Source organism: Caballeronia sp. Sq4a (assembly GCF_023170545.1).
Classification (GTDB): Bacteria; Pseudomonadota; Gammaproteobacteria; order Burkholderiales; family Burkholderiaceae; genus Caballeronia.
This window is the reverse complement of the sequence record NZ_CP084252.1, coordinates 950966-976890: the sequence shown is the minus strand read 5'-3', so window position 1 is coordinate 976890 and position 25925 is coordinate 950966. Positions and strand designations below refer to the sequence as shown.

The following is a 25925-nucleotide window of genomic DNA, read 5'->3' as shown; positions in this document are numbered from 1 at the left end:
CCCACATGCGGGTCATGGCTCGAAGAGGTCCGGCCTGTCCTTCGCCGAGCGGTGCAATTCGGCGACGACCTGATCCAGATGGTCGTGCATCGCTTTGGCGGCGGCATCGGCCTTGCCTTTCTTGAGCGCGTCGAAGATGCGTTCGTGTTCGTCGAGCGTATGCACGAGGCGCTCGGGGCTCGCGAGCAACTGCCGCGCGCGGTCGAGCGCATTGCGCGACACCGCGACGATCTCTTTCACGCGCGGCAGCGCAATGGCGTCGAGCAGAATCTCGTGAAACGCCAGATCGAGTGCATGAAACGCGAGGCGCGCGCCGTTCACCATGGCTTCGCGTTGTTGCGTGAGGTTGGTTTCAAGCGCCTCGAGTATGGCGGGGTCATGCATGGCAGCGACGCCGCGCACGGTCTCCACTTCGAGCGCGCTGCGAATGAACAAATGCTGACGGATATCGCGCAGCGCGATGGGCTTCACGCGCGTGCCGCGCTGCGGCAAGACTTCGACGAGACCGGCGTGCTCCAGCCTCGCCAGCGCGGCCGATACGGGAAAACGCGAGACGCCCATGCGCTCGCAAACCGCTATCTTGTCGATCATCATTCCCGGTTCGAGCGCCAGCGTGACGATGGCTTCCCGCAATGCCTCTTCCACCGCGCCGGTCAGACTGCCGCGTTGGCCGGCGGCAATCTTGTGCAGCGCATCATACGGACTACTCACGATGACCGCATCGGATGAAGGGCTCACGGCGGGCTTGATTTCCGTTGAAGATGCTAGCATGCTAGAAAGCAGATTCGACGTTGTCAACGCGTGCAAACGCCTAAGAACGCACAAAGCTGCCTGCATCGCCTTGCTGCGTCGAAGCTCATCAGTGTTTTCCCGCAGAGCGTAGTCGATCGCACATTGCCCCGGAGGCATACCCATGACAACGATCACCAAGCTGTCCGTTCGGGACATCCGCTTTCCCACTTCGCGTTCGCTCGACGGTTCAGATGCAATGAACGCCGCGCCCGACTATTCCGCCACATACGTCACGCTCGACACCGATTCATCGGCCGGAACCAGCGGACACGGACTCACGTTCACCATCGGACGCGGCAACGAAATCTGCGTGGCCGCCGTCGAGGCGCTGAGTCATCTCGTCGTCGGCAAGAAGCTCGAAGACATCGCGGCGAACATGGGCGCGTTCTGGCGCGAGATCACCTCCGACAGTCAGCTACGCTGGATCGGTCCGGACAAGGGCGCGATTCATCTCGCGACGGCGGCCGTCGTGAATGCGGTATGGGACCTGTGGGCGAAGGCCGAAGGCAAGCCGGTGTGGAAGCTGCTCGTCGACATGACGCCGGAAGAACTCGTGCGTTGTCTCGACTTCCGTTATGTGACGGATGCAATCACGCCTCACGAAGCCATTGCGCTGCTGCGCCGCCACGCCAGCACGCGGAGCGAGCGCGAGAAGGAGATGCTCGCGCAAGGCTATCCGGCCTATACGACATCGGCAGGATGGCTCGGCTATGACGACGAGAAGATCCGCCGCCTGGCCCGGGAAGGCGTCGCGCAAGGGTGGACGCACTTCAAGCAGAAAGTGGGCGGCAATCTCGAAGAGGACGTGCGCCGCGCCCGCATTCTGCGCGAAGAAATCGGCGCAGACGCGAAGCTGATGATGGATGCGAATCAGGTATGGGAAGTCGATGAAGCCGTCGCGAACATGCGGCGTCTCGCCGAGTTCGACCCGTGGTGGATCGAGGAACCGACGAGCCCCGACGACATACTCGGGCACGCGGCCATTCGGCGCCGGCTCGGTTCCATCGGCGTGGCGACGGGCGAGCATTGCCAGAATCGCGTCATGTTCAAGCAGTTGCTGCAGGCGGAGGCCATCGACTTCTGTCAGATCGACAGTTGCCGTCTCGGTGGTCTCAACGAAGTGATCGTCGTGCTGTTGATGGCGGCGAAGTTCGGCGTGCCGGTGTGTCCGCATGCAGGCGGCGTCGGATTGTGCGAGTACGTGCAGCATATTTCGCTGTTCGACTACATCTGCGTATCGGCGTCGCTCGAAAATCGCGTGCTCGAATATGTGGATCACCTGCACGAGCATTTCATCGATCCGGTGGTGATCCGCAATGGCCGCTATATGCCGCCGCAGCGGCCGGGCTACAGCATCGAAATGCACGCGCCGTCGCTGGACAAGCATCACTTTCCGGACGGAGAAGCGTGGCGCACGAAGTGACTGACGCTGGAACGAAATCTGCGCGTTCGGGTGATTCGTTTAACGAGGAACCATCACCATGAACGCTTCCACGCAGTCTTCCCGCTTCGCTTCGAAAGTCGTCATCGTGACAGGCGCGGGCTCCGGCATCGGCGAAGGCACCGCGCGCCGCTTCGCGGCCGAGGGCGCCTCCGTGGTGCTCGCCGGCCGCACGCAGGACAAGCTCGAACGCGTGGCGCGCGATCTCGATGCCTCGCGCACGCTCGTCCACGCGTGCGACGTCTCGCGCTTCGAAGACGCGCAGCAGTTGATCGACGCCACCATCGCGCGCTTCGGGCGCATCGACGTGCTTGTGAACAATGCGGGCGTCGCGCCGACGGGCCGCATCGACGAGGCATCGCTCGATGACTGGCGCGCGATCATGTCGACCGATCTCGACGGCGTCTTCTATTGCTCCCGCGCCGCCATTCGCCATCTGATTCAGGCGAAAGGCTCGATCGTGAACGTGTCGTCGGTGTCGGGCCTCGGCGGCGACTGGGGCATGAGCTTCTACAACGCGGCGAAAGGCGCGGTGACGAACTTCACGCGCGCGCTCGCAATGGATCATGGCCGCGACGGCGTGCGCGTGAACGCGGTATGCCCGAGCCTGACCGCCTCGGAACTGACCGAAGACATGCTCGGCGACGAACAACTCATGGCCAAGTTTCGCGAGCGCATTCCGCTCGGCCGCGCCGCGCAACCGGACGACATCGCCGCCGTCATCGCGTTTCTCGCGAGCGACGATGCGCGCTTCGTGACGGGCGTGAATCTTCCCGTGGACGGTGGCTTGAGCGCATCCAACGGACAGCCGCCGCAGGCGTGATCCCCGCGTCTCCACCTGGCATCGCTCACTCTTTTACGCGCGGAATGTCGATTGCGCTACTGTCACGCGCACGCATTCCGCGCCCGCATTTTCCGAAGGATTTCCCCGTCGATGGACGCTCGCTTTTTTCGTCTTGCGCGCCTGCATTCGTTCATGCCGCTTGCCGGCGTCACGCTGATGCTGGGCGTCGCCATGTCTTTCACCGCGCCGTTTCTGTCGCTCTTCGGCGTGCAGGAGGCGGACATGACGCCGCTGCAACTCGGGCTCTTCATGACGCTCATCGCGGCAAGCGGCGTGCTCGCGAGCGCCTTCGCGGGCAAGTGGTCGGATAGGCACGGTCATCATCGCGTGTTGCTGATGGGCGCGCTGGCCGCGTCGGCGCTCGGCTTCGTGCTGTTGTGCGTGCTGCGCAGCTATGCGTCGCTCGTGACGGTGGGCATCGTGTTCCTCGGCGTGGGCAGCGCGGCCATGACGCTCGTGTTCTCCTTCGGCCGCGCGGCGCTGCCGGTCACCGACGACGCGGAGCGTTCCTTCGCGCTCGCCACGCTGCGCACCGTGCTCTCGATGGCGTGGGTCTTCGGTCCGTCCGTCGGCGCGCTGGTGCTGGCCGCCGCGGGCTTTCACGGCCTCTTTCTGTTCGCGGCGGCATCGTTCGCGGCGTGTGGCGCGATCGCCTGGCGCATCAAGGATAAGGAGAAGCCGATCGCGCCGAACGCCCACTATGCGGGCGATCCTGCCTCATTGCTCGAAGTCACGACGATGACGGAGCACGACGAACCGCACGATGCGGCGAAGCACGTGCCCGCGAGCCGCGCGCAGATCTGGCGCGCGACGATTGCGTTGACGCTCATCGGTCTCGCGGCCAACGCGACGATGATCGTGCTGCCGCTCTATGTCGTGCAGGGACTGCGTGGCACGCAGATAGAAGTATCGATCATGCTCGGGCTCGGCGCGTTCCTCGAAATCCCGATGATGCTCGCGCTCGGCGCGCGCGGCTCGAATCTCGACAAGCAACGCTGGCTCGCGGCATGCGCAGCCGTGCATATCGTCTATTTCGTGGCGGTCGCGTCCTCTCGCTCCATTCAGTTTCTCATTCCGATGCAGGCGTTCAACGCGTTCGTCGTCGCGGTGACCTCGTGCCTCGGCATGACCTATGTCCAAGACCTGATGCCGCGCAATCCCGGCGCGGCGACTGCGCTGTTCTTCAACGCATCGCGCGTCGGCTCCATTCTTTCCGGCGTGTTATCGGGCGCGCTCGTCGCAGCCATCGGCTATCGCGGCACGTTTCTCGTCTGCGGATGCCTCGCGCTCGGCGCGCTCGTGCTGTTCGCCAATCCACCGTTCAGGCTGATTGCGCGATACGTATGGGTCCGCGTGAACCAATGGCGCATGCCGGTACGCTGAGGGCGCAGACTTCGGTATGACGAGCCGTTCATTGCATGAGTCATACAAACGTCACTTCAATCCCGCAATAATGCGAGTCCGATCACTTCGCATGCCGGATGAAGGAGACATCGATGCTTCGAGCCCCCGCTGTTGCGCGTCATGTGACGTTGAGCCTCGCGCTGTGCGCCGCATGTTCATCGGCGTGGGCGAGCGTCGATCTCATCGCCATCGGCCAATTGAGCGGCAACAGCGTGGACCGCTCGCAGCAGACCGCCGCGCCGCTCGAAAACGGCGCGCCGGGCAATCTGCTCGGCGGACTCGGCTCGGGGCTCGCGTATGCGGGCTGCGATACCTTTGTCGCCGTGCCCGATCGCGGTCCGAACGCGATCTCGTATAACAAGGCGCTCGACGATACCGCTTCGTACATCAACCGCTTCCAGACGTTGAGTCTGAAGCTCGAAGCATCCGGCAAGAACGGAACGCTGCCCTACACGCTCACGCCCCGTCTGCTCGATACGACCTTGCTTCATACGCGCGATGCGCTCGTCTACGGCGACGGCGCTGCCGCTGGCGTCGGCAACGGCGCACCCGCGCTAAACGCGACGAACCACACGCATTACTTCACCGGCCGCTCGGATAACTTCACGCCGACGCAGCCCTCCACGTATCCGCTCGATGCGCGTTTCGATCCCGAAAGCATCCGCGTATCGCGCGATGGCGCGAGCGTCTTCATCTCGGACGAGTACGGCCCGTACATCTATCGCTTCGATCGGCGCACCGGCGATCGCACGGCGGTCGTGCGCGTGCCCTCATCGTTCGCGGTCACGACGCTCTCGCCCGTCGGCAGCGACGAGATCAGCAAGAACACGTCGGGACGCGTCGCGAACAAGGGCATGGAGGGCCTCGCCATTTCACCCGACGGCGAGACGCTTTTCGGCGCGATGCAAAGCCCGCTGCTGCAAGACGGCGGCACGAGCGGCGGCTACACGCGCATCCTGCGCATCGACTTGCGCACGGGCAAGACGACGCAATTCGCGTATCCGCTCAGCAACATCGGCACGACCGCGAAGCCGAACTATCCGACGATCAGCGATATCGTCGCCATCAACGATCATGAATTGCTGCTCGACGAACGCGACGGCAAAGGTCTGGGCGACGACTCGGCTGCGGTGTTCAAGCGCGTGTACAAGGTCGATCTCACGGGCGCGCAGGATGTGAGCCAGGCGAGCGGTGCCGCAGGACTCGCGCCGTTCGCGCTAAAGAAGACGCTCTTTCTGGATGTGGTCGCGGCGCTGTCCGCGCAAGGCTTCGCGGCCAACGACATTCCCGCGAAGCTGGAAAGCCTTGCGTTCGGCCCCGACGTGCGCATAAACGGCGCGCTCAAGCACACGCTCTTCATCGCGAACGACAACGACTTCATCGGCACGGTGACGGATACGCATCATCCGAACGGCATCGACAATCCGAACCGCTTCTTCGTCTTCGCGGTGGATGCATCCGATCTTCCGGCTTACGAAGCGCAGCGCCTGCCGCATCGCGGCGAGGCGTTCTGCCGGATCGACCGCGAAGATCACGACGACCACCATCACGCCCACTGACGCGCCCACGACACCGAGCCTCCCATGACGACACACGATTCGCACGACAGCGGGCGCGTTGCATCGCGCCGCGGTTTCTTGAAGCTCGCCGGCGCCTCGGGGCTCGCGACGGCCGCGAACGCCCTCAGCGGCGCGGCGAACGCGGCGGCGGCCTCGCCCGACGGCACGCCCGAACAGATCCACCTCACATGGGGCGAAGATCCCGCGCACGAAGTGGTCGTGAGCTGGGCGTCGCTTGCGCCGGCCGTCAAGCCGCGCGTTCGCCTTACCACGCACGATGGTCATGCGAGGCTCATGCACGCCGTGCAGCGCACCTATACCGACGGTCTCAATGGCGAAATCGTCTGCACATACCACGCGCGGCTCGACGGTCTGCATCCGGACACGACCTACCGCTACGAAGTAACGGCTGACAACGACAGCAGCGCGGCGCAGCCGTTCTGCGCGAGCTTTCGCACAGCGCCTCGCGGGCGTTGCAAATTCCGCTTCACGAGTTACGGCGATCTCGCGACGCCCAACACGGGATGGGTGCTGTCGTCGCCGCAAAGCGGCTTCGCCGTGCAGGCCGTCGAACGCTTTGAGCCGCTCTTTCATCTGCTGAACGGCGACCTCTGCTACGCGAATCTGAACCCGACGCATCAGCCGGACGTGTGGCGCGACTTCGGCAACAACGCGCAAGTCTCGGCCGCGAATCGCCCGTGGATGCCGTGTCCCGGTAACCATGAGATCGAGTTCAATAACGGCCCGCAGGGCTTCGATTCGTACCTGTCGCGTTACACATTGCCCGACAACGGCACGCGCTTTGGCGGCCGCTGGTACAGCTTTCGGATGAGCTCCGTGCTCTTCATTTCGCTCGATGCGGACGATGTCGTGTATCAGGACGCCGCCGCGTTCGTCGCGGGACCGTCGCCGCTGGTGCCGGCGGCGAGCACCGGCCATCCCGCGATTCAACCGGGCACGTCGTTCTATGTGCGTGGCTATAGCGGCGGCGAACAAACACGCTGGCTGGAGAAGACCTTGCGCGAGGCGAAGCACGATGACGACATCGACTGGATCGTCGTGCAGATGCATCAGGACGCGCTCAGTTCGTCGAAGACGGGCAACGGCTCCGACAAGGGCATTCGCGAAGCATGGCTGCCGCTTTTCGACCGCTACGGCGTCGACCTCGTCTTGTGCGGCCACGATCACGACTACGAGCGCAGCCATCCCGTGCGCGGCTGCAACCATCACGCGGGCCGCGATGCCGTGACGGGCGAAAGCGTCGACACGTTGCAGCCGCGCCCGGTCACCACCACGCAGCGCGCCAACGATCCGATCGACACGACGCACGGAACCGTGCATCTGATACTCGGCGGCGGCGGCACGAGCGCGCCGCTCGACGTCTACGGCACCGATGCGGGCACGGGCAATCCGCAAGCGCAGGTCTTCACCAAGCCGAATCGGCCGGTGCCCGGCAAGACGGCGGGCACCTTCGTGCGCCCTGCCGCCGACGCGGTGGAGGACGCCATCTGGTCCGCACAACGTGATACCGGCACGGGCTACGGCATCGCCGTGTTCGATCACGATCCGGGCGAACGCGGCGGAAAGACGTCGATCACGATGAACTATTACCACGCGCCGGGCGCGGACAAGACGCCCACCGCCGAGTACGAACTGTTCGAAACCATCGTCCTTCAGAAGCAACGCCGCCGTTGAATATGAAGCTCTTGTGACAAAGTCCCGGCGACGGACAAGGTTCGTACCGCATGGCTGATGCGGTATGAATCTTGCCTCGTAGATGCCGTTGCATCACACCGGGAAACGATCATGAAAAAGGACGACGAGAACGCCGACAATCGCCCGGCGACCGCTGAGACGAACTTTTCGACGTTCGCGGAGCCGCTCGTCGGTGAAGCCATCGCTCAGGCGTCCGCGCTGGAAAATGAAGGCGAGGCGGAACAACTGCACAAGCTGCGCGTGGCGCTACGACGCCTGCGCACGCTGCTGTGGGCGTACCGGCCCATTCTTCACGAAGACTTCGATACGCAGCAGCGCGCCATCTATAAATTTCTCGCGAACGCCGCAGGCAATACGCGCGACTGGGACATTCTCATCGGTCTCGTGGAAGCGACCGGCGACCGCGAACTGCTCGACGCATTCCGCCAGAGCCGCTCCGAAGCCTCGCGAAAGAGCCTCGAAACGCTCGCTCATGCTAGTGTTAAGCAAACGCTGCGTGAAGCGATGAGCGAAGCGAATCGCGAGTTGAACACGGCCGCGCAACGCACGCCGCTGACGAAATTTGCCAGACAGCGCGTCGTTGCAGCGCAAAAGCAGCTCAAGAAGCGCATGCGCGTGGCATCACGCAAGGGCCGCTCGGACTATGAGTCGTTTCATGAAGTCCGCAAGGCTGGGAAGAAGGTTCGCTATCTGCTGGAATTCTTCGAGCCGCTTCTGGGCAAGAAGCAGCGCAAGGGCCTGAAGAACCTGAAGCGCGTGCAAAAGCGCTTCGGTGAACTGAACGATGTGGTCGCGAGCCGCGATCTGCTGCTCGAGCACCGCGCGGCATTGCCCGACGGCGCGGCGGACCGCGCGTTGCGGGTGCTGGAGAAAGAACAAAAACGCAGATTCAAGGCCGCCGCCAAGCTGCTTTAGCCGCTGCCTGTCCTGTGATGAGGATGCGCGGCGACCCGGTCGCCGCTGCGCTCAGTTCAACGCGACGGCAGCCGCCGCGCCGACAGGCGACCCTTCTATCGCGATAGACCGCTTGCCGTCGGGTCCAACGGGCACATCGCCGACGAGCGTCGTGCGATAGAGCTGACGGTCGAAGTCGAGATCGAAGATGTCCGTCGGCGCAAGGTGGGCCGTCGTGCGGTTGTCCCAGAACGCGATGCTGCCTGGCTCCCACTTGAAGCGGACCGTAAACTCCGGTCGCGTCACGTGTTCCCATAGCAATTCGAGCAGCGCCTGACTCTCGCGCGGCGTCAGGCCGACGATCGACTTCAGAAAGCCCGGGCTCACATACAACGCGCGCTCTCCGGTCTCCGGATGCACGCGCACGAGCGGATGTTCGCTGACGAGCGTGTGTTCGTTGACCGCCTTCGCGAAGGCATCCGTGCCGCTCGCGCCTTGCGGGGGCGCGAAGCGATGTATGCCGCGCAATCCGTCGACGAATGCGCGCAGCGTCGGGGACAACTTCTCGTAAGCGATGACGAGGTTGGTCCACTGCGTATCGCCGCCATACGGCGGGACCGTCACGCCGCGAAGAATCGATGCGAACGGCGGATTGACCGCTGCCGTCACATCCGTATGCCATCCGGTCCATGGCCGCAACAGCGCCTGACCTTCGAAGCGCGTCGCCTTGCGAAACTTCGAGATCGAGTACAGCTCGGGATGGCCTTCCACATGACCGAACACCGGATGCCCGACCGTCAATTCGCCGAACTGCGCCGAAAACGCGACATGCTGTTCATGCGTGAGAAATTGCTCGCGGAAAAACACGACGCGCCACTTCAGCAATGCCGCGCGAATCGCCGCGACCTGGGCAGGTTGCATCGCGCGCGTCAGGTCGACGCCGCTAATCTCTGCGCCGATGTGCGCCGACAAAGGACGCACTTCGATGTCGTGTTCGGTTGCCTGGTGTGCGATGACAGCTGCGTTCATGGGCGAATCTCCGCTTTGAGTGTTGGTCTGTTTCTGCGAGCGACCCGACGACGTTAGCTGCCATGCGCGTCGGGATCGTCGGTGAAGAAGTAGTCGCGCCACGACTTCGGCTCGTGACGAATAACGCCGACCTTGAACAGGAAAGCGCCGAGTGCGAGTGTGTTTTCAGGGGTCGTGGAGAAACTCACGTCCTTGTCATTCAGAATGCGTTCGACGAATGTCGCAGAGAGTTTCGATGCGTCCTGTCGGATATAGATGGCCGCAGCCTCGGGCTTGTTGGATGCAACGAGCCGCGCCGCATCGACGAGCGCCGCGCGTACGGCCGCATAAGTGCGGGGGTTGTCCTTGCGCCATTTGTCGGATGTGACGGCAACGCTGCTCGTCGCCGGGCCGCCCAGTATGTCCGTCGAACTGATGACCTTGTGAATCTTCGGGTCGTCGAGTTCCTGATACTGATAAGGCGCGTTCGAGAAGTGAAGGTTGATGACCGAGCTGCCTGCGAGCATCGCCGTCGTCGCATCCGCGTGCGGCATGTTCACTTCAAAGCGGTCCAGACGCGCGTACTCGGCATCGCCGAATGTCTTGGCCGAAGCCATCTGCAACAGCCGCCCCTGCTGCGAGACGGCGACCGACACCACCGCGATGCGGTCCTTCTCGCCGATATCCGCGATGCTGCGAATGCGCGCATCGTTCGACACGAGATACACCGGCACTGCGCTTTGCGCCGACATCGCGCGGAAATCCTGATGGCCGCGCGTGCGGTCCCATATCGTCATCAGCGGACCGATGCCGAGCGTGGCGATATCGGCGGCGCCCGAGAGCAAGGCTTCATTGACCGCCGCGCCGCCGGACAGCGTGGTCCATTGCACGGCGATATGCAGTCCCGCGCGCGCGCCTTCCTTCTCGATCAGCTTCTGGTCCTTCGCCACTTTGAGCAGCAAGGAGCCGATGCCATATTGATCGACGATGCGCACCGTTCCTTCCGCGTGCGCCGCGCTTAGTGCAACACACGACGCAACGAGCATAACGAGCACAAGCAGTCGATTGAATGCGGAAGATGCCCTCATGCGCTGAACGTCCGAGCGAAGTGTCAGGAGCGTTCACTGTACAAGCGCGGCGCTTGCGCACAAACGAAGGAAGAATGCTACGAATATGCCTCTGCGCGATATGCGAAACGCGCGGCTGTGGTCGGAATCAATGTGGCGGCAAATCGGCGGGCGTGCTGAACGCGTCCACCGTATAGCCCATGTTGAAATAGCCCGCGCGCGCGTAGAGCGCGATCTGTTCGAGCCGCTCCGGGCCGCTTGCCTGCTCGTCGCGCTGCGTCGGTTTGCTTGCGGCCGAGCATCCGCACGCTCGCATCGCCCGCTCGTATGCGCGTTGCCGCCAGCGTTGTCGCGCCCGTCCCACGGGGACCAATAACGCTTGCCAGTATTGCGTCAGGATCTGTGACATGGCCGGCTCCGACAGTGCGTGAATGATTCCAATCTAGCGCGCCGATAAGGGATCGGCAAACAAGACTTCGTGAAATGCATTGCAGGCGCCCGCCTGCGGCTCTCAATGACCGAAGCCCGGACGTTGGAACACCAGTTGGAGTCGTCGCGCCTGATCCAGGTGAAGCGTGAATGCCGGCCTCACTCGCACGAGCAGGACTTTCACATCCGCGCTATGCGTGGATCGGATGAATTCATCGACGGTATTCACGAGCCGCCCGAGAAAATCGACCTCGCGTTCGAGATAGGCTTGCGCGAATGCATATTCGTCTTGCTCGCCGAGCATGTCGGTATCGTCCCGGCTTTGACGCGCGAGCGCGTCGCTCATGCTGCTCGGCTGCGCGTTCGCGCCGAGCCTTCGCAACATGTCGTTCGCCTCCTGCGCGATCTGCGCGTTTTCATCGACGATGCGCGTGGCGAAACTCCGCAGGCTGGTGGACCGTGTTCTGCGCAACGCAATCTGCGCTGCTGCGATCTCCGCCTGATTCGCGGTCAGCAGAACGCCGACCATCTGCGCGTCCGAGAGCGACCGGCCCTGCGCACGCGCGCCGACGGAAAGCGCCATGAGGAGCAGGCAGCCGCACGCGATTCTCCGTCTCTCATTCATTCGCGCTCGCGCCTATCTATTGGATCGGTGTCGCGGGTTGACCTTGAAGAGGCGGCCCCATTCGTAGTCGACGTGATCCGGACGTATCGGAAAAACTCCCGCACCCGGCGTGAACGTTAGTTCCCCGAAGTAGACGTTTCCGTTGGTTTCGTAAAGGTCGACTCTCACGTATTCGAACTCTTTCGCCAGCACGCCGGCGATTTCGAGCAACGAATCGAGCGATGCAGGCGGCGGCGCAGGCGTGTCGCTCCGATGGTAGTGACCGAACCAGATGTCCTGCAACCGCCACGCGGCGTCATACGTATCGCCGCGAGGATGATCGGTGAAGCGGCCCGATATCACCGTGATAAAAACCGTCTGCTGGCCGGATGGCGAGTTGAAGACGTGGAACTTCAGGTCCGCAGGAACCTCGCCATCTTCGGCGAGCAGCAGCGTTTCGAAGAAGATGCGCGGCTCGATCATGCGGTAATGGCGTTCCCGCGCCACTCTGTAGAAGGGCGTGGACAGCCATTGTTCGGAGAGCGCCGCGAGCTCTTCGAACGACACGCGGCTTTTGTCTTTCACCACCTCCACGAAACCGCTGCCGTGATTCGCCTTCATCACGAACGACGAAGGCAAAGCATCGAAGACTTCTTTCGTGAAAGCGCCGGGCTCTGCGAGCAAAGGGATGAGATGTCGCGGACCGATCTTGTTCGCCACATACTCGCGAACCTTCAGCTTGTCGGTCAGATCCATGTAACGCGGGTCGGGATAGAGACACCGATGCAGGATCTTCTCGTTGAACGTTCTGGGATTCCACATGTTCGGGAATCGTCCGACGTTATGACGGTGCGAAATGCTTAAGAACACCGAGTCCGGCAGCCACGCCTTCGCGCCGTCGATGAGTGTCTTGGCAAACATCCGGAAGCCCTCATGCCTCGGGGGAAGACAATGGAACGATCTTGTGCTCGTTATGGCTCGTTCCACCGGGAATAATTACAGCGAGAGATTCTTGCAAACGAAAGACTCAATCGAATGTGCGAATGACCACATTGGCACTCGGAGCCGCGCATCTTCAATGTGCATCTCCGCGCCCTTTGTTGGTGGCCGCCGTGCCCGCCGGCAATAAAGCGCGAAGGCGCGAACGCAGGGTGTCGTGCGAGTCCGGAACGCTGCCCGGCTTCCAGCTTCCGGTAGATGTCATCGCGGGATCGCCGGCCGGCGCGAGGGCGCCTACGCCTGGCGCATCAAAGGCATCGGATTCGCCGCGTGCCGCTGTTGACGCACGCTGCGCGTTACGGACGCGCGGATGAGTCTTGTCGACCTTCTTTGCATGGCCAGCCGAGCGCAGCGCGTGCTGCGCGTGAGTCGTCCTTTCGTGGGCATGCGCGCGAGGGCGCGTCGATGCGTGTCGCGCGCTTGCCGATGTATGTTCGACCCGACCATGAGTTGGCGTCGCGGCCTTCGTGTTTGCGGGCGAGGTCATCGTCACAGAAGACGCGATTGAATGAGGCGCTTCAGAAATATGTGACGCTTGCGTTGCAGCCAGGCTGTCGCATACAGGCACCGAAGCGAGCCAAGCAGGCCCCGCCGTGATGCCGCATGACGCGATGTCAGCGGAAGCGGGCAAGCCGAACGTGGCGCGGCCGGACGTACCCGCCATTGCGACAAAGTTTTCTTGAGCGAGCGAGACTGCTTCGGCGGGCGCGGAGCGTCCGGTCGCATCGTGGCGATCCGAAGGAGCGGCGGGTGCAACCGCCGCGAGTTTATGAACAGTACCGGCGGCACTCACGCGGTTTTCATGCGCCTCGTGAGCAGCCGGTCTGTGCGAGATTCGCACCCACGCATAGAGCGCAATCAGCAAGCACACGCCGACGACCAGCAGAACGATCGAGCCCGGCTTGAGGGCGAACGAGCTCGGCAACGAAAGCAACGCTGCCGATTGATCCGCGCTGCCTGATGGCGTTGCATCGTTCGTCTGATTGCGTCGCATCTCGCCGACTTGCGACGAAGCGGCGCGTACCATTGCGCGCGCCGCCTCGTCGAATTCGAAGAGAGATGCCCGAGTTCGCGTGAGCACCGCGCCGTGTCGGTCTGCGCCGCAGTAAGGACACGATAGGTCATCTGCCGGCGATACGCTTTCGCAACGAGGACACACGACGCAGTAAAGCGATCGCCACTCTTCCCGCTGGTTCATGGTCACATATCGGTTTGAGCGCCGTCTGCGACGCGTTGATGCATCGGTCAAGAAGACGATGTTTCGAACGGCGCAACGAGCGCACATCGGAAACGAACTGACCTTAGCACACCTATTTACGGTTAGGTAGCGGGAATGCTCGCTCGACACAACGCGTTCGATCGTTGTTCGACGTTTTAATTTCGGCAGACACCGACTGCCGTTTTCCTTACACTGAGCAGCGTAGCCGGCATGCAACACAGATTGCAGGTACCATGCGGTTCCGTTGCAAGCCGCCAGGAAAAGGCGTGGCCTGATCGATGCTTCGCGTTCAAGTCATGCGAATCGCTTCGGACATCGTGCTAATCGCTTTCTACATACAAACGGCGTGTGACGCATCAGTAAGGCTGACATGCGCCTGACGGTGAGTGGCATTCTGATCGCGCGCCACTGCTAATAATTCATTCCTTTTTTGCCTAAGCTACTTTGAGACGGAATGCAGGTGGCGTTTTCGACTCCTGACGCATAGACGTGCTCGACGCTGTCGGCGGCAAGGCCATGAAGAAGCGCGAGGACGCGCACAAAAAGGGAGAATGCCGTGAAGGTTGGGATCTACTGCGATTCGGGCATCAACGGCGGGCACGAGGAGATGCTCAAGCGTTTCATGATGGCGCTGGTCGTGAATGCGCAGATTGAAACCTTGCATATCCTGGCGCCCCGACAAAACATCGCACTGTTCGGTTTCGTGGAAGACCTCGCTCGCTCGCATCCGAAAGTGCAGACGATTGGCCTGTCATATACAGCTGAGTCGATACGCGGGAATCCGTTCGCGCTGCTTCGCATGACGCGGTCGACTGCATCCGTTCTGCGCGGCCTTAACCTGACGCGCCTGCTCATCGCGCAAGGCACGATTGTTTCAGGACTCGCCGGGCTCTTCGCCGCACGGCTGACAGGCACGCGCTCAGTGAGCTATCTCCCACTCGTTGGCGACGGTCCAGACAGCGCTCGCCTGCTCGACCGGTTGAAGTGGCTCGTGAAGCGCGGCGTGTACCGCATGCCGGACGAATTCATCACGCTCAACGAACATCTACGCGCGAAGCTGCGCACGCTCGCACCCAACGCGCGCACGACGATACTCGCGAATTGCGTGGACGACCGCTTCGCACAGTCCACGCTCACGCGCTCCACGGCTCGCGCCATGCTCGGCCTGCCGGACGACGAGACCACCATCATCGCGCATATCGGGCGTATCGACTTCAGGCATAAGCGACAAGACTTCCTGCTCGAATCCATAGAGCGACACCCCGACGCGTTCGAGCGCGCGATCGTACTCATCGTGGGTGAAGGACCGGACGCGCAACGCACGACCGACTGGGTGCAAGCAAGCCCGGTCTTGTCCGCTCACGTTCGCATGGTGGGCGCGCAGGCCGACGTGCTGCCCTATATCGCGGCGAGCGATGCCCTGGTGTTGCCGTCTGCTTTCGAAGGCGTGCCGCTCGTCATGATCGAAGCCGTGCTCGCGGAGCGCCCGATCGTCGTATCGCGGGTGTCCGGCCTCGATGCTTACCTTCCGGAAACGTTGCTGTTCCCTCCCGGCGATCACGCTGCGTTCGTGCAACGCATCTTCGCGGCGCGCGAGGTTCCGATGGCTGCGCTTGCGGCCGAGTTCCGTCGCCGCTTCTCGCGCGAGACCTTCGAGGCACAGGCTCAACGTGCGATGACGCTACCGCTTCCATCGCGCGATGCATTCGACGCTGCTTCGCCTCCGCGCCCGGACGTGCTTGAAAAATGAAGTGGGATTGAGCGACGAGAGAAACGGCTACGCGAAGCGTAGCCGTCTTAGCCATGCGATGTGCCGCGCGCCGTTGCGGCGCGCGGGAGTTACGCTCCGGCGTGCAGCGGCCGGCGCGTCATTTGCAGAAGCCGGCCCCATTCATAGTCGACGCTTTCGGGAAGCATCCGCAGAACGCCTGCGCCCGGCGTGAACGTTAGTTCACCGAAGTAAATGTCATCGTTGCGCGAATACAGATCGACACGCACGTATTCGAAGTCCTTCGCGAGCGCGTTCGCGACTTCGAGCAGCGCGTCGAGGTTCTTCGGGCGAGGAACAGGCGTCTGGCTGCGGGCGTACGCGCCGAACGTGATGTCCTGCACGTTCCAGTTGACGTCGAAGATATCGCCGCGCGGGGTCTCTCCGAAGCGATCGGAAATCACCATTATGTAGATGGTCTGCTTGCCCGACTTCTCGTTGAACACGTGGAACTTCAGGTCGGCGGGCACGACGCCGTTGTCGTCGAGAAGCAGCGTTTCGAAGTACACGCGCGGCTTGATCGCGCGATAGTGCCGCTCCCGCGCGATCTTGTAGAAGTCGGTCGCGAGCCACTCTTGCGCGAGCGCCGCGAGTTCTTCGAACGTCGTGTCCTTCTTGTCGCGCACGACCTTCACGAAGCCGCTGCCGTGGTTCGCTTTCATCACGAACTCGTTGGGCAACTGGTCGAAGACGGTCCTGGTGAAGACGGCGGGTTCCGCGATCAACGGAATCAGATACTGCGGGCCGATCTTTCGGGCGATGAAGTCGCGCACTGCGAGCTTGTCGCTGAGATCCACGTAGCGCGGATCCGGGTGCAGGCAGCGGCTGAGGATCTGTTCGTTGAAGGTGAGCGGACGCTTGAGATTGGGAAATCGCCCGATCCTGCGGCGATGCACGAAGCTCAAGAAGACGTCGTCGGGCAGAAAGACTTTAGCGCTGTCAAGGAGCCTTTTCGAAAGCGACATCCGGTTATCCCCCTGTAAATGTCATGTAATGTTCAGGCGCGATTCGCGGCCCACGGTGGCGGGCGCCTCGGGCTTATCACCGGTTAGGTGTATCCCCGAAATCGTCCCAAAGGCAGCGGTCTGACCACCGTGCGGAAGCGTACACAGCACCCCAGAAACGGTTGCCTGCGGATTTTCCTTGTATTAGCCGTCAGAAAATGCCGTGTGACGCGCATTGACTTTTACGGGAGCGCAGGTGACCGCGTGTTTTCGCCGCAGCATGGAGCAAGAGCGATTCCTGATTAATGCGGCTTGCATCGAAGGACGCGAGAAAGAGGTTATGCGGAGGCTTCTGTTGTATCGCCTCATGCGGAGGAACGCCTTGCAACATAAGGCGCTCGCTGCGTATCAGCGTCGGCCATTTGTCTCGAGACAAGGCGCTCGAATTATCGCGTAGGTAATCTCGGGGCGGCTAAGTCATCGAGAAATTGCGCGTAATGCTTTTACGCTTCTTCATGCGAATGGCGGAATGTGCTAAGCGCTATTGCTGAACGCAAATCATTTCCGCTGGCCGATTTCACTTGCGCAAAATGAAAGCCGACGCGCTCAGTCACGCGTCTCATCAGACAAATTGCCGAATAGATCAGGCGTCGCTGCGGTTGAAAGCTGCCGCGCCTGCATGTTGCCGCCGCGCACCTCTTCGAGGACATCGGGCGGAAGCCAGAGATCTTCCATTGCGCCGATGCCGCTTTCGATCATCTGCTGCAAAAAGAATGATTGCTTGCGTCCCGTTACTTCCGCCAGTAGCCGCAATCTCTGCTCGATTGCCGGCTCGACTCGTACCGCGACCACCTTCAACTTGTTTTCGGCGGTCCTTCTCAACATCTGCTCCTTCGTGGCAACAACGAAACCGTGACACGCGCCGCACAGCCGCGAACGCAGCGGTGCTTCTACCATGAAGCAGCAGCGCGTCGCAATTCATTTCTTGCTGCAACCGGTCTACCCCTCACGAAAGCTCGCGCAAGGCCACGTTCCTGACAAACGCGCGCTGAGGGCGAGGTTCGTCGGTAATTTCAGCCCGTCTCCCACGCGGCTGTCCGGGCAGCGATTGTTATAAACCCTTAATTCTTGTGAAAGATCGCCGTTAATTGGCTGACAGCCGCCAGCGACGTTCGTCCGGTGGTTTTCTTAACGTCCATGTCACCGGTTTCACGTCCGCTTTGGGCAGGAAGTACCGGGACAAAACGGAGTCAGCGTCCCTTGACGGGGACAGTCGAAAAGACGGAGCGATTGAAACATGCGCATCACAAACCTCAGGATCGGAGTTCGCCTCGGCTGCGCGTTCGGCGTGGTCGTCGCGCTGATGATCGGCACGGCGGCACTCGGAACCAAGCATCTCGAAGCGAGCAACGAGAAGATGGACAGCGTCGTCAGCGAACATTATTCGCTCATTGCGCTGAGCAACACCATTAAGTCCAACGGCTACAAGGCCAATGGCATCTTGAGCAAGCTACTGCTTGCCTCTTCGGAGGATCAAGCAAAGCAGTTCATGGACGAATACGTGGCGATCCGCACCGCCAATGCACAAGCCTACGCGAAGCTGGAAAAACTTCTGTCGAGCGAGGAAGGCAAGGCGCTTTTCAAGGAGCAGATCGGCGCGCGCACGGTTTATGGCGCGAGCGTCCGTCAATTCTTCGATCTCGTCAAAGGCAATCAGCAGCAGGACGCCCGCGCGCTCTATCTCGGCGATCTCGCGCGTCAACAGGACGACTACTACCTGCTCGTCGACAAAATGGTCGACTATCAGGCCGCGCTGATGCAGGCAGCCGTGACCAAGGCAGCCGAAGACGGCCGCGACGCGCGCATCCAGATGGTGCTGCTCTCGCTCGGCGCGATACTGGCCGCAATCGGCACGGGCATCATCATCACGCGCAGCATTACCCGGCCTATTCACCAAGCCGTGGTCCTGGCCGAAGCGGTGGCGGACGGCGACCTGACGCATCGTCTCGAAGTCGCGTCGAGCGACGAAATCGGCAGACTGCAAGGCGCGCTCAAGCGAATGATCGAGAACCTGCACGGCATCGTCGGCAATGTGCGCATGGCGACGCAAACGATCACGCACGCGTCGCACGAAGTCGCGAGTGGCAACATGGACCTGTCGAGCCGCACCGAGCAGCAGGCGAGCGCGCTAGAAGAAACGGCAGCCGCGATGGAAGAGCTCACCTCCACGGTCCGGCAGAACGCGGACAACGCGCTCGAAGCCAACCGCGTCGCGTCGGATGCGTCTGTCATTGCAGGCCGAGGCGGGGAAGCGGTGAACCGGGTCGTGGATACGATGGGCGCGATCAACGCATCGTCGCGCGAGATCGTGAACATCATCGCGGTAATCGAAGGCATCGCGTTCCAGACGAACATCCTCGCGCTCAACGCCGCTGTCGAAGCTGCACGGGCCGGTGAACACGGACGCGGCTTCGCCGTCGTGGCGAGCGAAGTGCGCAGCCTCGCCCAGCGTAGCGCGGTAGCTGCCAAGGAAATCAAGACGCTCATCGACAACTCGGTCGGCCTCGCGGATACGGGCAGTCAGATCGTCGGCGAAGCGGGACAGACCATTCGTGAAGTGCTGAACAGCATTTCGCGCGTCACGAGCATCGTCGGCGAAATGAGCGTGTCGAGCCGCGAGCAGAGCGACGGCATCGAGCAGATCAATCAGGCCGTCACGCAGATGGACCAGGTCACGCAGGAGAACGCGGCGCTCGTGGAAGAAAGCGCGGCCGCCGCGCAGTCGTTGCGCGATCAGGCCGCTGAACTGACGCACCTCGTCGCCTCTTTCAAGCTCGACGGCACCACGCCGCCGAAGGTGACGCGCGCAGCGAGCCATGCGGACGCCGCGCCTGAATCCGCCATGCCGATGCTTGCAACGAGCTGATCGTAGTAGTGCCGTCACGCACCGGGCCGGAATGCCATTCCGGCCCAAAAAGGTCGAGGGCAGCGCAGAACCGGGCGCTTCCCGAGCGACTCGCGGTCTGTCGACCGCGCTTCTTCCCCAAGCCTTGCCTGAACACGTTTCTATCGGGCGCGGGGAGAACAGCGAAACACGAAAACCGTTATCCGATATCCCCCCCTAGCATGTATCAAAACCCTAACGACGAAGCTTTTGTTCTCGAACCCGCCACCGCGCGTTCAAGCAACGTTGAAGCTGCCGCGAAAGCAGCGGCGGCGCTGATCGACGCTTACCGCAATCACGGTCATCTCATTGCGACGCTCGATCCGCTCGGACTCTCCGCGCCGGGACAGGCGCCGGAGTTGTCGCCGCTGTATCACGGGCTCGGCTCGTCGCAGACGATCGCTGCCGGACCCGGTCCGTTCGCGACGGTCGGCGAACTCGAGGAACAGCTCAAGCGTGCTTACTGCGGCGCGCTGGCGCTCGACTGCAGCGGCGTGCGCAACGAGGCGCGTCGTGCATGGCTGTTTCAGCGGATGGAACGCGACGCGGCTCTCCCCGCGCCTACGCAGCAAGAACGTGAGGCGCTGCTCGCGCGTCTGCTGGACGCGGAAGCGTGGGAGCGCCTCGCCGCCGCGCGTCACGGAGATGCGAAGCGCTTCTCGCTCGAAGGCTGCGAGAGCTTCGTGCCGCTTCTCGATACGCTGATCGCCAGCGCGGCAAGCGATGGCACGCAGCAGTTGTTTCTCGGCATGCCGCATCGCGGACGCCTGAACACGCTCGTCAACGTGATGGAGTTTTCCGCGAAAGGAATGCTGGATCGCCTCGATCCTGAATCGGAGCTCGCGGCCGCTGCAACGGATCTGCCATACCATCTGGGCGGTAAGGTCACGAAGCGCACATCGCATGGCGACGTCGCCGTGCTGCTCGCGCACAATCCTTCGCATTTGCAGAGTGTGTATCCGGTTGTCAGCGGCATGGCGCGTGCATGGCAGGACGACCATCCGGGCGAAGACTGCGTGACCGTCGCGGTTCATGGGGACGCCGCTTTCGCCGGTCAGGGCGTCGTCATGGAAACGCTGAACATGACGCGCAAGGACGGCTATGATCTGCGCGGCACCATTCACGTCATCCTGAACAATCAGATCGGCTTCACCACGCCCAACAGGATGAACGTAAGCGACCACGCTTACTGTACCGATATCGCTCGCATGATCGATGCGCCGGTATTGCGCGTGAACGCGGATCACCCTGAGGAAGTCGTGCGCGCGGCACGGCTCGCGCATGACTATCGCAAGGAGCACGGCGCAGATATCGTGATCGACCTGATCGGCTATCGGCGGCTCGGGCATTCCGAGCATGATGTCCCGGCAGTGACGCAACCTCTGTTGCAGATGGCCATCGACATGCATCCGACCGTGACGGAGCGGTATTACATCGCGATCGGTGGCGGCACGGCGCTTCCTTCCTTGCGCGACGATGCGCTGCGCAGGCTCGAATCGAATGCGGCCGTCGCGGACGCCGTGCCGCTCGGCAGCAACGAGACCAACGAGCCGGCCGTTCGGCCCGGCGCGCAAGTGTCGTTGAGCCGGCTGCGGGCACTCACTGCCGCGATCACGCGCGTGCCGGAGAATGTGCCGCTGCATCCGATTGTTTCTTCGATGCTCGCGAAGTGGCGAGACACCGTCGCCGACGAGAACCGTCCGGCCGACTGGCGCTTCGCCGAAAACATGGCGTATGCCTCGTTGCTCGAAGCCGGGCATGACATCCGGCTATCGGGACTCGACGTGGGGCGCGGCACGTTCATGCATCGCCACGCCGTCTGGCATGCGCAGGGCGCGCACGAGGTCCCGAGCCAGCGTCATGTGCCGCTCAGTGCGATCGCCGCGGCACAAGGCCGGTTCGACATCGTGAACTCGCCGCTCACCGAAGAGGCCGTGCTCGGATTCGAGTACGGCTACAGCGTGCAGACGAAGGCGACCATGACAATATGGGAAGCGCAATACGGCGATTTCGTCAACGGCGCGCAGGTCTTCATCGATCAGTACATCGCCGCCGGCGAGTTCAAATGGGGCTATGAGTCGGCGCTTGCCGTATTGCTGCCGCATGGTCACGAGGGTGTCGGTCCCGAGCATTCGAGCGGGTATCTCGGCCGCTTCCTGCAGCTCTGCGCCGATGAAAACATGCGGATCGTCGTGCCTTCGACCTCGGCGCAATGGTTTCATCTGCTTCGCCAGCAGGCGATGGCGGAGCGCCGGATTCCGCTCATCGTCATGTCGCCGAAGTCGAAGCTCTACGCTAACGTCGCGTCGCATGCGCCGCTGTGCGAGATGGTCGATGGCGCGTTCCAGTGCGTGCTCGATGACGACGGCATCGCCGATGCAACTGCTGTCGAGCGCGTCGTGCTATGCAGCGGAAAGTTCTTCTACGAGTTGCGCGAGGCGCGCGAGGCCGCCCGTGACGAATCGACGGCGATCATCCGCATCGAGCAGCTTTATCCGTTCCCGCATGAGCAGCTCGGGCGCGCGCTTGCCCGGTTCACCCATTTGCGCAGCGTCGTGTGGGCGCAGGAAGAGGACTGCAACCAGGGCGCATGGCGATTCGTCCGCGATGAGCTGGAGCGCGCGCTTCCGGCCAATTGCGCCTTGCGCGATGTCTGCCGCACCGCGACGCCGGCGGGCGCGCATTCTTCGTTGTCGGCGCATCGTCGCGAACAGGAGCGGCTCGTCACGGCAGCACTGACGGCTTCACACTGAACCGACAGCATCGCCGCTCGCAACGCGCACCGCGTGCGGCGATGACTTTTCGTGGTGCAGCGTGCCTTGCGGGCGTCGAGGCATAGTCGCCGACGATCCTCGAAAGGCATTGGAGAGCCGGTTTCGATTGCGCGGCTTCATTGACGCGCGAATCTGCGACGGAGCGCATCAGCCGCTCCCCGAAAAACACTCCTTTCTGGTCAAAGCCATCGGCCGGGCGCAAGCGAACCAGACCTAGGCGTTTCAAACGGAGGGAGTTTCGTGCGAGCGCGTCATGCGCACAGTGGTGGACCGACTCGCGCGGTTCGCGCTATGAATGATTGCCGGTCGGCGTCGCTTCATCGCCGGTGGAGGAACTCGCGCCGACTGCACACGACGGACGTCTGGCCGCTGTCACGATCAGACGACGTCGCTATGACTGCTGCTCTGATTAGCGCGAAGTCGCGCGCAGAAGATCCCGCGCCGTGCCAAGCATGCCGTCGGCGATGGCCGCCGAGTCGATCTTATAGCTACCGTCTTTCAATGCCGCCTTGATCGCTTCCACCTTGGCAGTATCGATATCCGAGGAGTGGGAAGCCAACGCCGCAGTCGACGACAGGCTGATGGTCGAGCCTTCCGCAGCGGCGGGCGCGACCGGGTGCGCAGTGCTCGCGCCCGGCTTCGTGCTGGTGCTCGTCGCGCGCTTCACGGTGATCTGGGTCGACGAATCTGCGTTTTTGATGGTCTGGATGTTCATGGTTTCGGTTCTCGCTGGCTTTAATGCTTAACGGTGCCTGCGTTGAAACCTTTACCATCCGGAGCGCCGCGCGGTCGCCGCAACGCCCCCGGATTCGCCGGAAAGCCTTATCTAACAAGGCTCCCGGCGAATTGCAACAGTTTGCAACAAAGTGTAAAAGACGCCGGTCACGCGTTCATGAAGACCGCGCCGAAGACGGACGCGCTGCGATCTGCCGGCGCGGTGGTCTGCTGAAGCGGCGCAATCTGGGCCAGCTTATCGGCGAGCGCGGCCTCCGAAAACGGCTTCACTACGTAGCCGTTCGCACCGGCGCGAATCGCCGCGATCACGTTTTCGCGCCGGGTCTCGGCGGTCACCATCAGAACCGGAACGTCGGCATGATGCTCGGACTTGCGAATCTCCTGCAGAAGCGTCAGCCCGTCCATATTCGGCATGTTCCAGTCGGTAATGACGAGATCGAATCGCTGCGTCTTGAGTTTTTCGAGGGCTGTCACGCCATCGACTGCTTCGTCGATCAGCGTATAGCCGATCGCCTTCAGCATCTTTCGAATCAAACTGCGCATGGTGGTCAAGTCGTCGACCACCAGCAAGCGCATTTCCGTTTTAACCATCTGTCAATCCTTTCTCTCTTTACTTTCCCGCGCATGGCCCACCGCACGCGGCCAAGCGCAGCGCTAGCTCACTACGTGCTCGGGCAATGCGAGGTATCGCCCGGCGGACTGCCACTCGATCGAAGAAATTCGTCCAGCTCGAAGCAAGCTTTGACGACCGCCTCGATCGCCTCTTGTGCGATATCGTTGTCCATCGCCGCCAGCCGACGGCGAAGTTCATGCAGTTGCTTGACCATGTCACCTACCTCGTTCCGGACAAGAAACTCGCCCTGCGACTCTTCGTTGCAAGGCGAGATTGCGTGAGTCGGCGCGTCCGGATCCGCGCGCCGGTTTGTCAGCCGCATGGCGACACCTTTCGACTCAGAACGTCGCCCAGTCGCCGTCAGCGGCGGCCGCGACCGCTACCGAAGGCGCGGCGACAGGCTTCGTCGCGCGCGTCACCGCCGGCGCTTTCCTGGGGAGCGACGGCCGCGTCGGCTTCTGTTCGTAGCTGCCGGTCGTCGGCGCGACGAACGACTGCGCGGTGCGGAACACAGCAACCGCTGCGGTCAGGTGCTTCGCCTGATCTTCCATCGAACCGGCGGCTGCCGCCGCTTCTTCGACGAGCGCCGCGTTTTGCTGCGTGACCTCGTCCATCTGCGAGATGGCCTGATTCACCTGCTCGATGCCGCGGCTCTGTTCGTTCGAGGCAGAAGCGATTTCGCCCATGATGTCCGTCACGCGCTTGATCGCGGTGCTCACGCGCTGCATCGTGTCGCCTGCTCTCGCCACCAGCTCGGTCCCGGCCTGCACGCGGCTGCCCGAAGTCTCGATCAGTTCCCTGATTTCCTTGGCCGCCGCCGACGACCGCTGCGCGAGGCTGCGCACTTCGCTTGCCACGACCGCGAAGCCCCGGCCCTGCTCGCCGGCTCGCGCGGCTTCGACCGCCGCATTGAGCGCGAGGATGTTCGTCTGGAACGCGATGCCTTCGATCATGCCGATGATCTCGGCGATTCTCGCGGAGCTGTCTTCGATGCCGGTCATCGTGTCCACGACCTGACTGACGATGGCGCTGCCCTCGTTCGCGACGGTGCTCGCGTTGTCCGCGAGGCCGCTCGCCTGCCGTGCGTTCTCGGCGTTCTGCTTGACCGTCGCGGTCAGCTCTTCCATGCTGGCTGCGGTTTCCTCCAGCGAAGCGGCCTGCTGTTCCGTGCGTGACGACAAATCCGTGCTGCCCGCGGCGATCTCGCCCGACGCCGTCCGAATGACATCGACGGACTCCTTGATGCCCGTCGCGAGCGACGAGAGCTTCGCAAACGCGGCTCGCACCGCCAGCATCAAGGTCGCGAGTTCGTCGCGGCCGGCCACTTCTACGCGGTGCGTCAGATCGCCCTGTTCCAGCGCCTTCATGGCCGCGAGCGCGTCGCCCAAAGGCCTCGTCACCGAGCGCGTGATGATCAGCATCGCCGCGATCGCGACCAGCACCGCGGCTATGGTCGATGCAAAGGACAGCGCGACCGCGCGGTCATACGCGGCATGTGCGTGGCGCGCGGAGTCGTCGGCGAGTTCGTACTGATACGCGACGAGCGCGTCCAGTGCCGCGAAATATTTGACCTGCGCGGATGCAACGGGTCCCGCGATTTGCGCGCGTGCTTCCTCGATCTGTCCCGCCGTCAAGAGCTTGACCGCTTCCTGACGCGCTGCGGTGTTCGTTCCGCGCGCCTCGACGAGCGCCTTGAAAAGCTCGCGTCCGCGCGCCGACGTAATCATGCGGTCGACCTTTTCGAGCCGTTGCGACGTGGCTTTCGATGCTTCGAGAACACCGGCCTGCATCGCGGCGACGTCCTCCGGCTTCCCGGTGATCGCCGCGCGCTGCAGCCGAAGCACGGTCTGGCTCGCCGAATCCTTCGCTTTGCTGACCTCCGAGGCCTTGACCATCCGGTCATCGGTGATGAGCGTGATCTCGGTATCGAGACCGCGCATATTGACGAAGTTGATCGTGGCGATGAGGACGAGCAACGCGACGACGATGCCGAAGCCGATGGTCAGCCGGGCGCCGACCTTGAAGTTGTGCAGGTTCATTTAGGATTCCGAGGACCGGTTATTCAGGACGTGTTGTGGAAGGCGCTCGCTAACTGCTGCGTAGCGCGGCCGGTCGCCGGTTGCTGAGTTCCTGTAGGGATCACCTGCAGGATCGAATCGCTCGTTACTGTC

22 protein-coding genes are annotated in these 25925 nt (G+C 62.5%); 9 read left to right on the top strand and 13 right to left on the bottom strand.

What is annotated here, in order from left to right:
• Positions 1-12: 12 nt before the first annotated feature.
• Entirely contained in the window at positions 13-771 is a 759-nt protein-coding gene (locus LDZ24_RS24050) for a GntR family transcriptional regulator (RefSeq protein ID WP_248323705.1), read from the bottom strand.
• A gap of 142 nt (positions 772-913) precedes the next feature.
• Between LDZ24_RS24050 and LDZ24_RS24045 the strand changes: the two genes are divergently transcribed.
• The 6 genes from LDZ24_RS24045 to LDZ24_RS24020 all read left to right on the top strand — a co-directional run bounded on the left by LDZ24_RS24045 (position 914) and on the right by LDZ24_RS24020 (position 8671).
• The gene (locus LDZ24_RS24045; RefSeq protein ID WP_248323704.1) at positions 914-2215 is read left to right on the top strand and encodes an L-fuconate dehydratase; all 1302 of its coding nucleotides are present in this window, start codon (positions 914-916) and stop codon (positions 2213-2215) included.
• A gap of 58 nt (positions 2216-2273) precedes the next feature.
• A complete protein-coding gene (locus tag LDZ24_RS24040) occupies positions 2274-3056 on the top strand; it encodes an SDR family NAD(P)-dependent oxidoreductase (protein WP_248323703.1) in 783 nt (260 codons plus the stop codon).
• A gap of 111 nt (positions 3057-3167) precedes the next feature.
• Positions 3168-4460, top strand: coding sequence for a sugar efflux transporter (locus LDZ24_RS24035; protein ID WP_248323702.1), 1293 nt, complete (start codon positions 3168-3170; stop codon positions 4458-4460).
• 113 nt (positions 4461-4573) lie between these two features.
• Complete coding sequence (locus tag LDZ24_RS24030) at positions 4574-6040, top strand: esterase-like activity of phytase family protein (protein WP_248323701.1); 1467 nt, start codon at positions 4574-4576, stop codon at positions 6038-6040.
• 24 nt (positions 6041-6064) lie between these two features.
• Positions 6065-7735: a metallophosphoesterase family protein gene (locus LDZ24_RS24025; RefSeq protein ID WP_248323700.1), complete on the top strand. Its 1671-nt coding sequence runs from the start codon at positions 6065-6067 to the stop codon at positions 7733-7735.
• Between the two features lie 111 nt (positions 7736-7846).
• Positions 7847-8671: a CHAD domain-containing protein gene (locus LDZ24_RS24020; protein ID WP_248323699.1), complete on the top strand. Its 825-nt coding sequence runs from the start codon at positions 7847-7849 to the stop codon at positions 8669-8671.
• Positions 8672-8722: 51 nt separating this feature from the next.
• On the opposite strand, the gene LDZ24_RS24015 is transcribed toward LDZ24_RS24020, so the two are convergent.
• The 6 genes from LDZ24_RS24015 to LDZ24_RS23990 form a co-directional block, all read right to left on the bottom strand.
• Positions 8723-9679, bottom strand: coding sequence for a TauD/TfdA family dioxygenase (locus LDZ24_RS24015; protein WP_248323698.1), 957 nt, complete (start codon positions 9677-9679; stop codon positions 8723-8725).
• A gap of 53 nt (positions 9680-9732) precedes the next feature.
• Positions 9733-10653: an ABC transporter substrate-binding protein gene (locus LDZ24_RS24010; protein WP_248323697.1), complete on the bottom strand. Its 921-nt coding sequence runs from the start codon at positions 10651-10653 to the stop codon at positions 9733-9735.
• A gap of 220 nt (positions 10654-10873) precedes the next feature.
• Positions 10874-11134 carry a hypothetical protein gene (locus LDZ24_RS24005; protein WP_248323696.1) on the bottom strand — a complete coding sequence of 87 codons (261 nt, stop codon included), beginning with the start codon at positions 11132-11134 and terminating at the stop codon, positions 10874-10876.
• A 102-nt stretch (positions 11135-11236) separates the two neighbouring features.
• Positions 11237-11779, bottom strand: a complete 543-nt coding sequence (locus LDZ24_RS24000) for a DUF4142 domain-containing protein (protein WP_248323695.1) — start codon at positions 11777-11779, stop codon at positions 11237-11239.
• 12 nt (positions 11780-11791) lie between these two features.
• Positions 11792-12679: an ATP-grasp fold amidoligase family protein gene (locus LDZ24_RS23995; RefSeq protein WP_248323694.1), complete on the bottom strand. Its 888-nt coding sequence runs from the start codon at positions 12677-12679 to the stop codon at positions 11792-11794.
• Positions 12680-12833: 154 nt separating this feature from the next.
• Positions 12834-14192, bottom strand: a complete 1359-nt coding sequence (locus tag LDZ24_RS23990; protein ID WP_248323693.1) for a hypothetical protein — start codon at positions 14190-14192, stop codon at positions 12834-12836.
• A gap of 340 nt (positions 14193-14532) precedes the next feature.
• Between LDZ24_RS23990 and LDZ24_RS23985 the strand changes: the two genes are divergently transcribed.
• Positions 14533-15726 carry a glycosyltransferase family 4 protein gene (locus tag LDZ24_RS23985; protein WP_248323692.1) on the top strand — a complete coding sequence of 398 codons (1194 nt, stop codon included), beginning with the start codon at positions 14533-14535 and terminating at the stop codon, positions 15724-15726.
• Positions 15727-15815: 89 nt separating this feature from the next.
• On the opposite strand, the gene LDZ24_RS23980 is transcribed toward LDZ24_RS23985, so the two are convergent.
• Together LDZ24_RS23980 and LDZ24_RS23975 are read right to left on the bottom strand one after the other, a co-directional pair.
• Complete coding sequence (locus LDZ24_RS23980; RefSeq protein ID WP_350029470.1) at positions 15816-16640, bottom strand: ATP-grasp fold amidoligase family protein; 825 nt, start codon at positions 16638-16640, stop codon at positions 15816-15818.
• Between the two features lie 654 nt (positions 16641-17294).
• Positions 17295-17570: a hypothetical protein gene (locus LDZ24_RS23975; protein WP_248324218.1), complete on the bottom strand. Its 276-nt coding sequence runs from the start codon at positions 17568-17570 to the stop codon at positions 17295-17297.
• 415 nt (positions 17571-17985) lie between these two features.
• Between LDZ24_RS23975 and LDZ24_RS23970 the strand changes: the two genes are divergently transcribed.
• Together LDZ24_RS23970 and LDZ24_RS23965 are read left to right on the top strand one after the other, a co-directional pair.
• Entirely contained in the window at positions 17986-19614 is a 1629-nt protein-coding gene (locus LDZ24_RS23970) for a methyl-accepting chemotaxis protein (protein WP_248323690.1), read from the top strand.
• Positions 19615-19814: 200 nt separating this feature from the next.
• On the top strand, positions 19815-22385 hold the full coding sequence (locus LDZ24_RS23965) for a 2-oxoglutarate dehydrogenase E1 component (RefSeq protein WP_248323689.1): 2571 nt from the start codon (positions 19815-19817) through the stop codon (positions 22383-22385).
• A 430-nt stretch (positions 22386-22815) separates the two neighbouring features.
• On the opposite strand, the gene flgM is transcribed toward LDZ24_RS23965, so the two are convergent.
• From flgM to LDZ24_RS28075, 4 genes are all read right to left on the bottom strand, one after another.
• Positions 22816-23121, bottom strand: a complete 306-nt coding sequence (flgM, locus tag LDZ24_RS23960; protein WP_248323688.1) for a flagellar biosynthesis anti-sigma factor FlgM — start codon at positions 23119-23121, stop codon at positions 22816-22818.
• Positions 23122-23288: 167 nt separating this feature from the next.
• Positions 23289-23732 (bottom strand): response regulator, encoded by a 444-nt coding sequence (locus LDZ24_RS23955; protein ID WP_248323687.1) that lies wholly within the window; start codon positions 23730-23732, stop codon positions 23289-23291.
• A 71-nt stretch (positions 23733-23803) separates the two neighbouring features.
• Positions 23804-23968 carry a hypothetical protein gene (locus LDZ24_RS23950; RefSeq protein WP_248323686.1) on the bottom strand — a complete coding sequence of 55 codons (165 nt, stop codon included), beginning with the start codon at positions 23966-23968 and terminating at the stop codon, positions 23804-23806.
• A gap of 124 nt (positions 23969-24092) precedes the next feature.
• Positions 24093-25793, bottom strand: coding sequence for a methyl-accepting chemotaxis protein (locus tag LDZ24_RS28075; RefSeq protein ID WP_305854731.1), 1701 nt, complete (start codon positions 25791-25793; stop codon positions 24093-24095).
• Between the last annotated feature and the right edge of the window lie 132 nt (positions 25794-25925).

Coding starts and splice junctions, on each gene's coding strand:
- LDZ24_RS23965 (WP_248323689.1), top strand. CDS start 19,815: ATGTATCAAAACCCTAACGACGAAGCTTTTGTTCTCGAACCCGCCACC.
- LDZ24_RS24050 (WP_248323705.1), bottom strand. CDS start 771: ATGCTAGCATCTTCAACGGAAATCAAGCCCGCCGTGAGCCCTTCATCC.
- LDZ24_RS23955 (WP_248323687.1), bottom strand. CDS start 23,732: ATGGTTAAAACGGAAATGCGCTTGCTGGTGGTCGACGACTTGACCACC.
- LDZ24_RS23950 (WP_248323686.1), bottom strand. CDS start 23,968: ATGGTCAAGCAACTGCATGAACTTCGCCGTCGGCTGGCGGCGATGGAC.
- LDZ24_RS24020 (WP_248323699.1), top strand. CDS start 7,847: ATGAAAAAGGACGACGAGAACGCCGACAATCGCCCGGCGACCGCTGAG.
- LDZ24_RS24040 (WP_248323703.1), top strand. CDS start 2,274: ATGAACGCTTCCACGCAGTCTTCCCGCTTCGCTTCGAAAGTCGTCATC.
- LDZ24_RS24025 (WP_248323700.1), top strand. CDS start 6,065: ATGACGACACACGATTCGCACGACAGCGGGCGCGTTGCATCGCGCCGC.
- LDZ24_RS24030 (WP_248323701.1), top strand. CDS start 4,574: ATGCTTCGAGCCCCCGCTGTTGCGCGTCATGTGACGTTGAGCCTCGCG.
- LDZ24_RS23995 (WP_248323694.1), bottom strand. CDS start 12,679: ATGTTTGCCAAGACACTCATCGACGGCGCGAAGGCGTGGCTGCCGGAC.
- flgM (WP_248323688.1), bottom strand. CDS start 23,121: ATGAACATCCAGACCATCAAAAACGCAGATTCGTCGACCCAGATCACC.
- LDZ24_RS24015 (WP_248323698.1), bottom strand. CDS start 9,679: ATGAACGCAGCTGTCATCGCACACCAGGCAACCGAACACGACATCGAA.
- LDZ24_RS24035 (WP_248323702.1), top strand. CDS start 3,168: ATGGACGCTCGCTTTTTTCGTCTTGCGCGCCTGCATTCGTTCATGCCG.
- LDZ24_RS24045 (WP_248323704.1), top strand. CDS start 914: ATGACAACGATCACCAAGCTGTCCGTTCGGGACATCCGCTTTCCCACT.
- LDZ24_RS23970 (WP_248323690.1), top strand. CDS start 17,986: ATGCGCATCACAAACCTCAGGATCGGAGTTCGCCTCGGCTGCGCGTTC.
- LDZ24_RS28075 (WP_305854731.1), bottom strand. CDS start 25,793: ATGAACCTGCACAACTTCAAGGTCGGCGCCCGGCTGACCATCGGCTTC.
- LDZ24_RS24005 (WP_248323696.1), bottom strand. CDS start 11,134: ATGTCACAGATCCTGACGCAATACTGGCAAGCGTTATTGGTCCCCGTG.
- LDZ24_RS24000 (WP_248323695.1), bottom strand. CDS start 11,779: ATGAATGAGAGACGGAGAATCGCGTGCGGCTGCCTGCTCCTCATGGCG.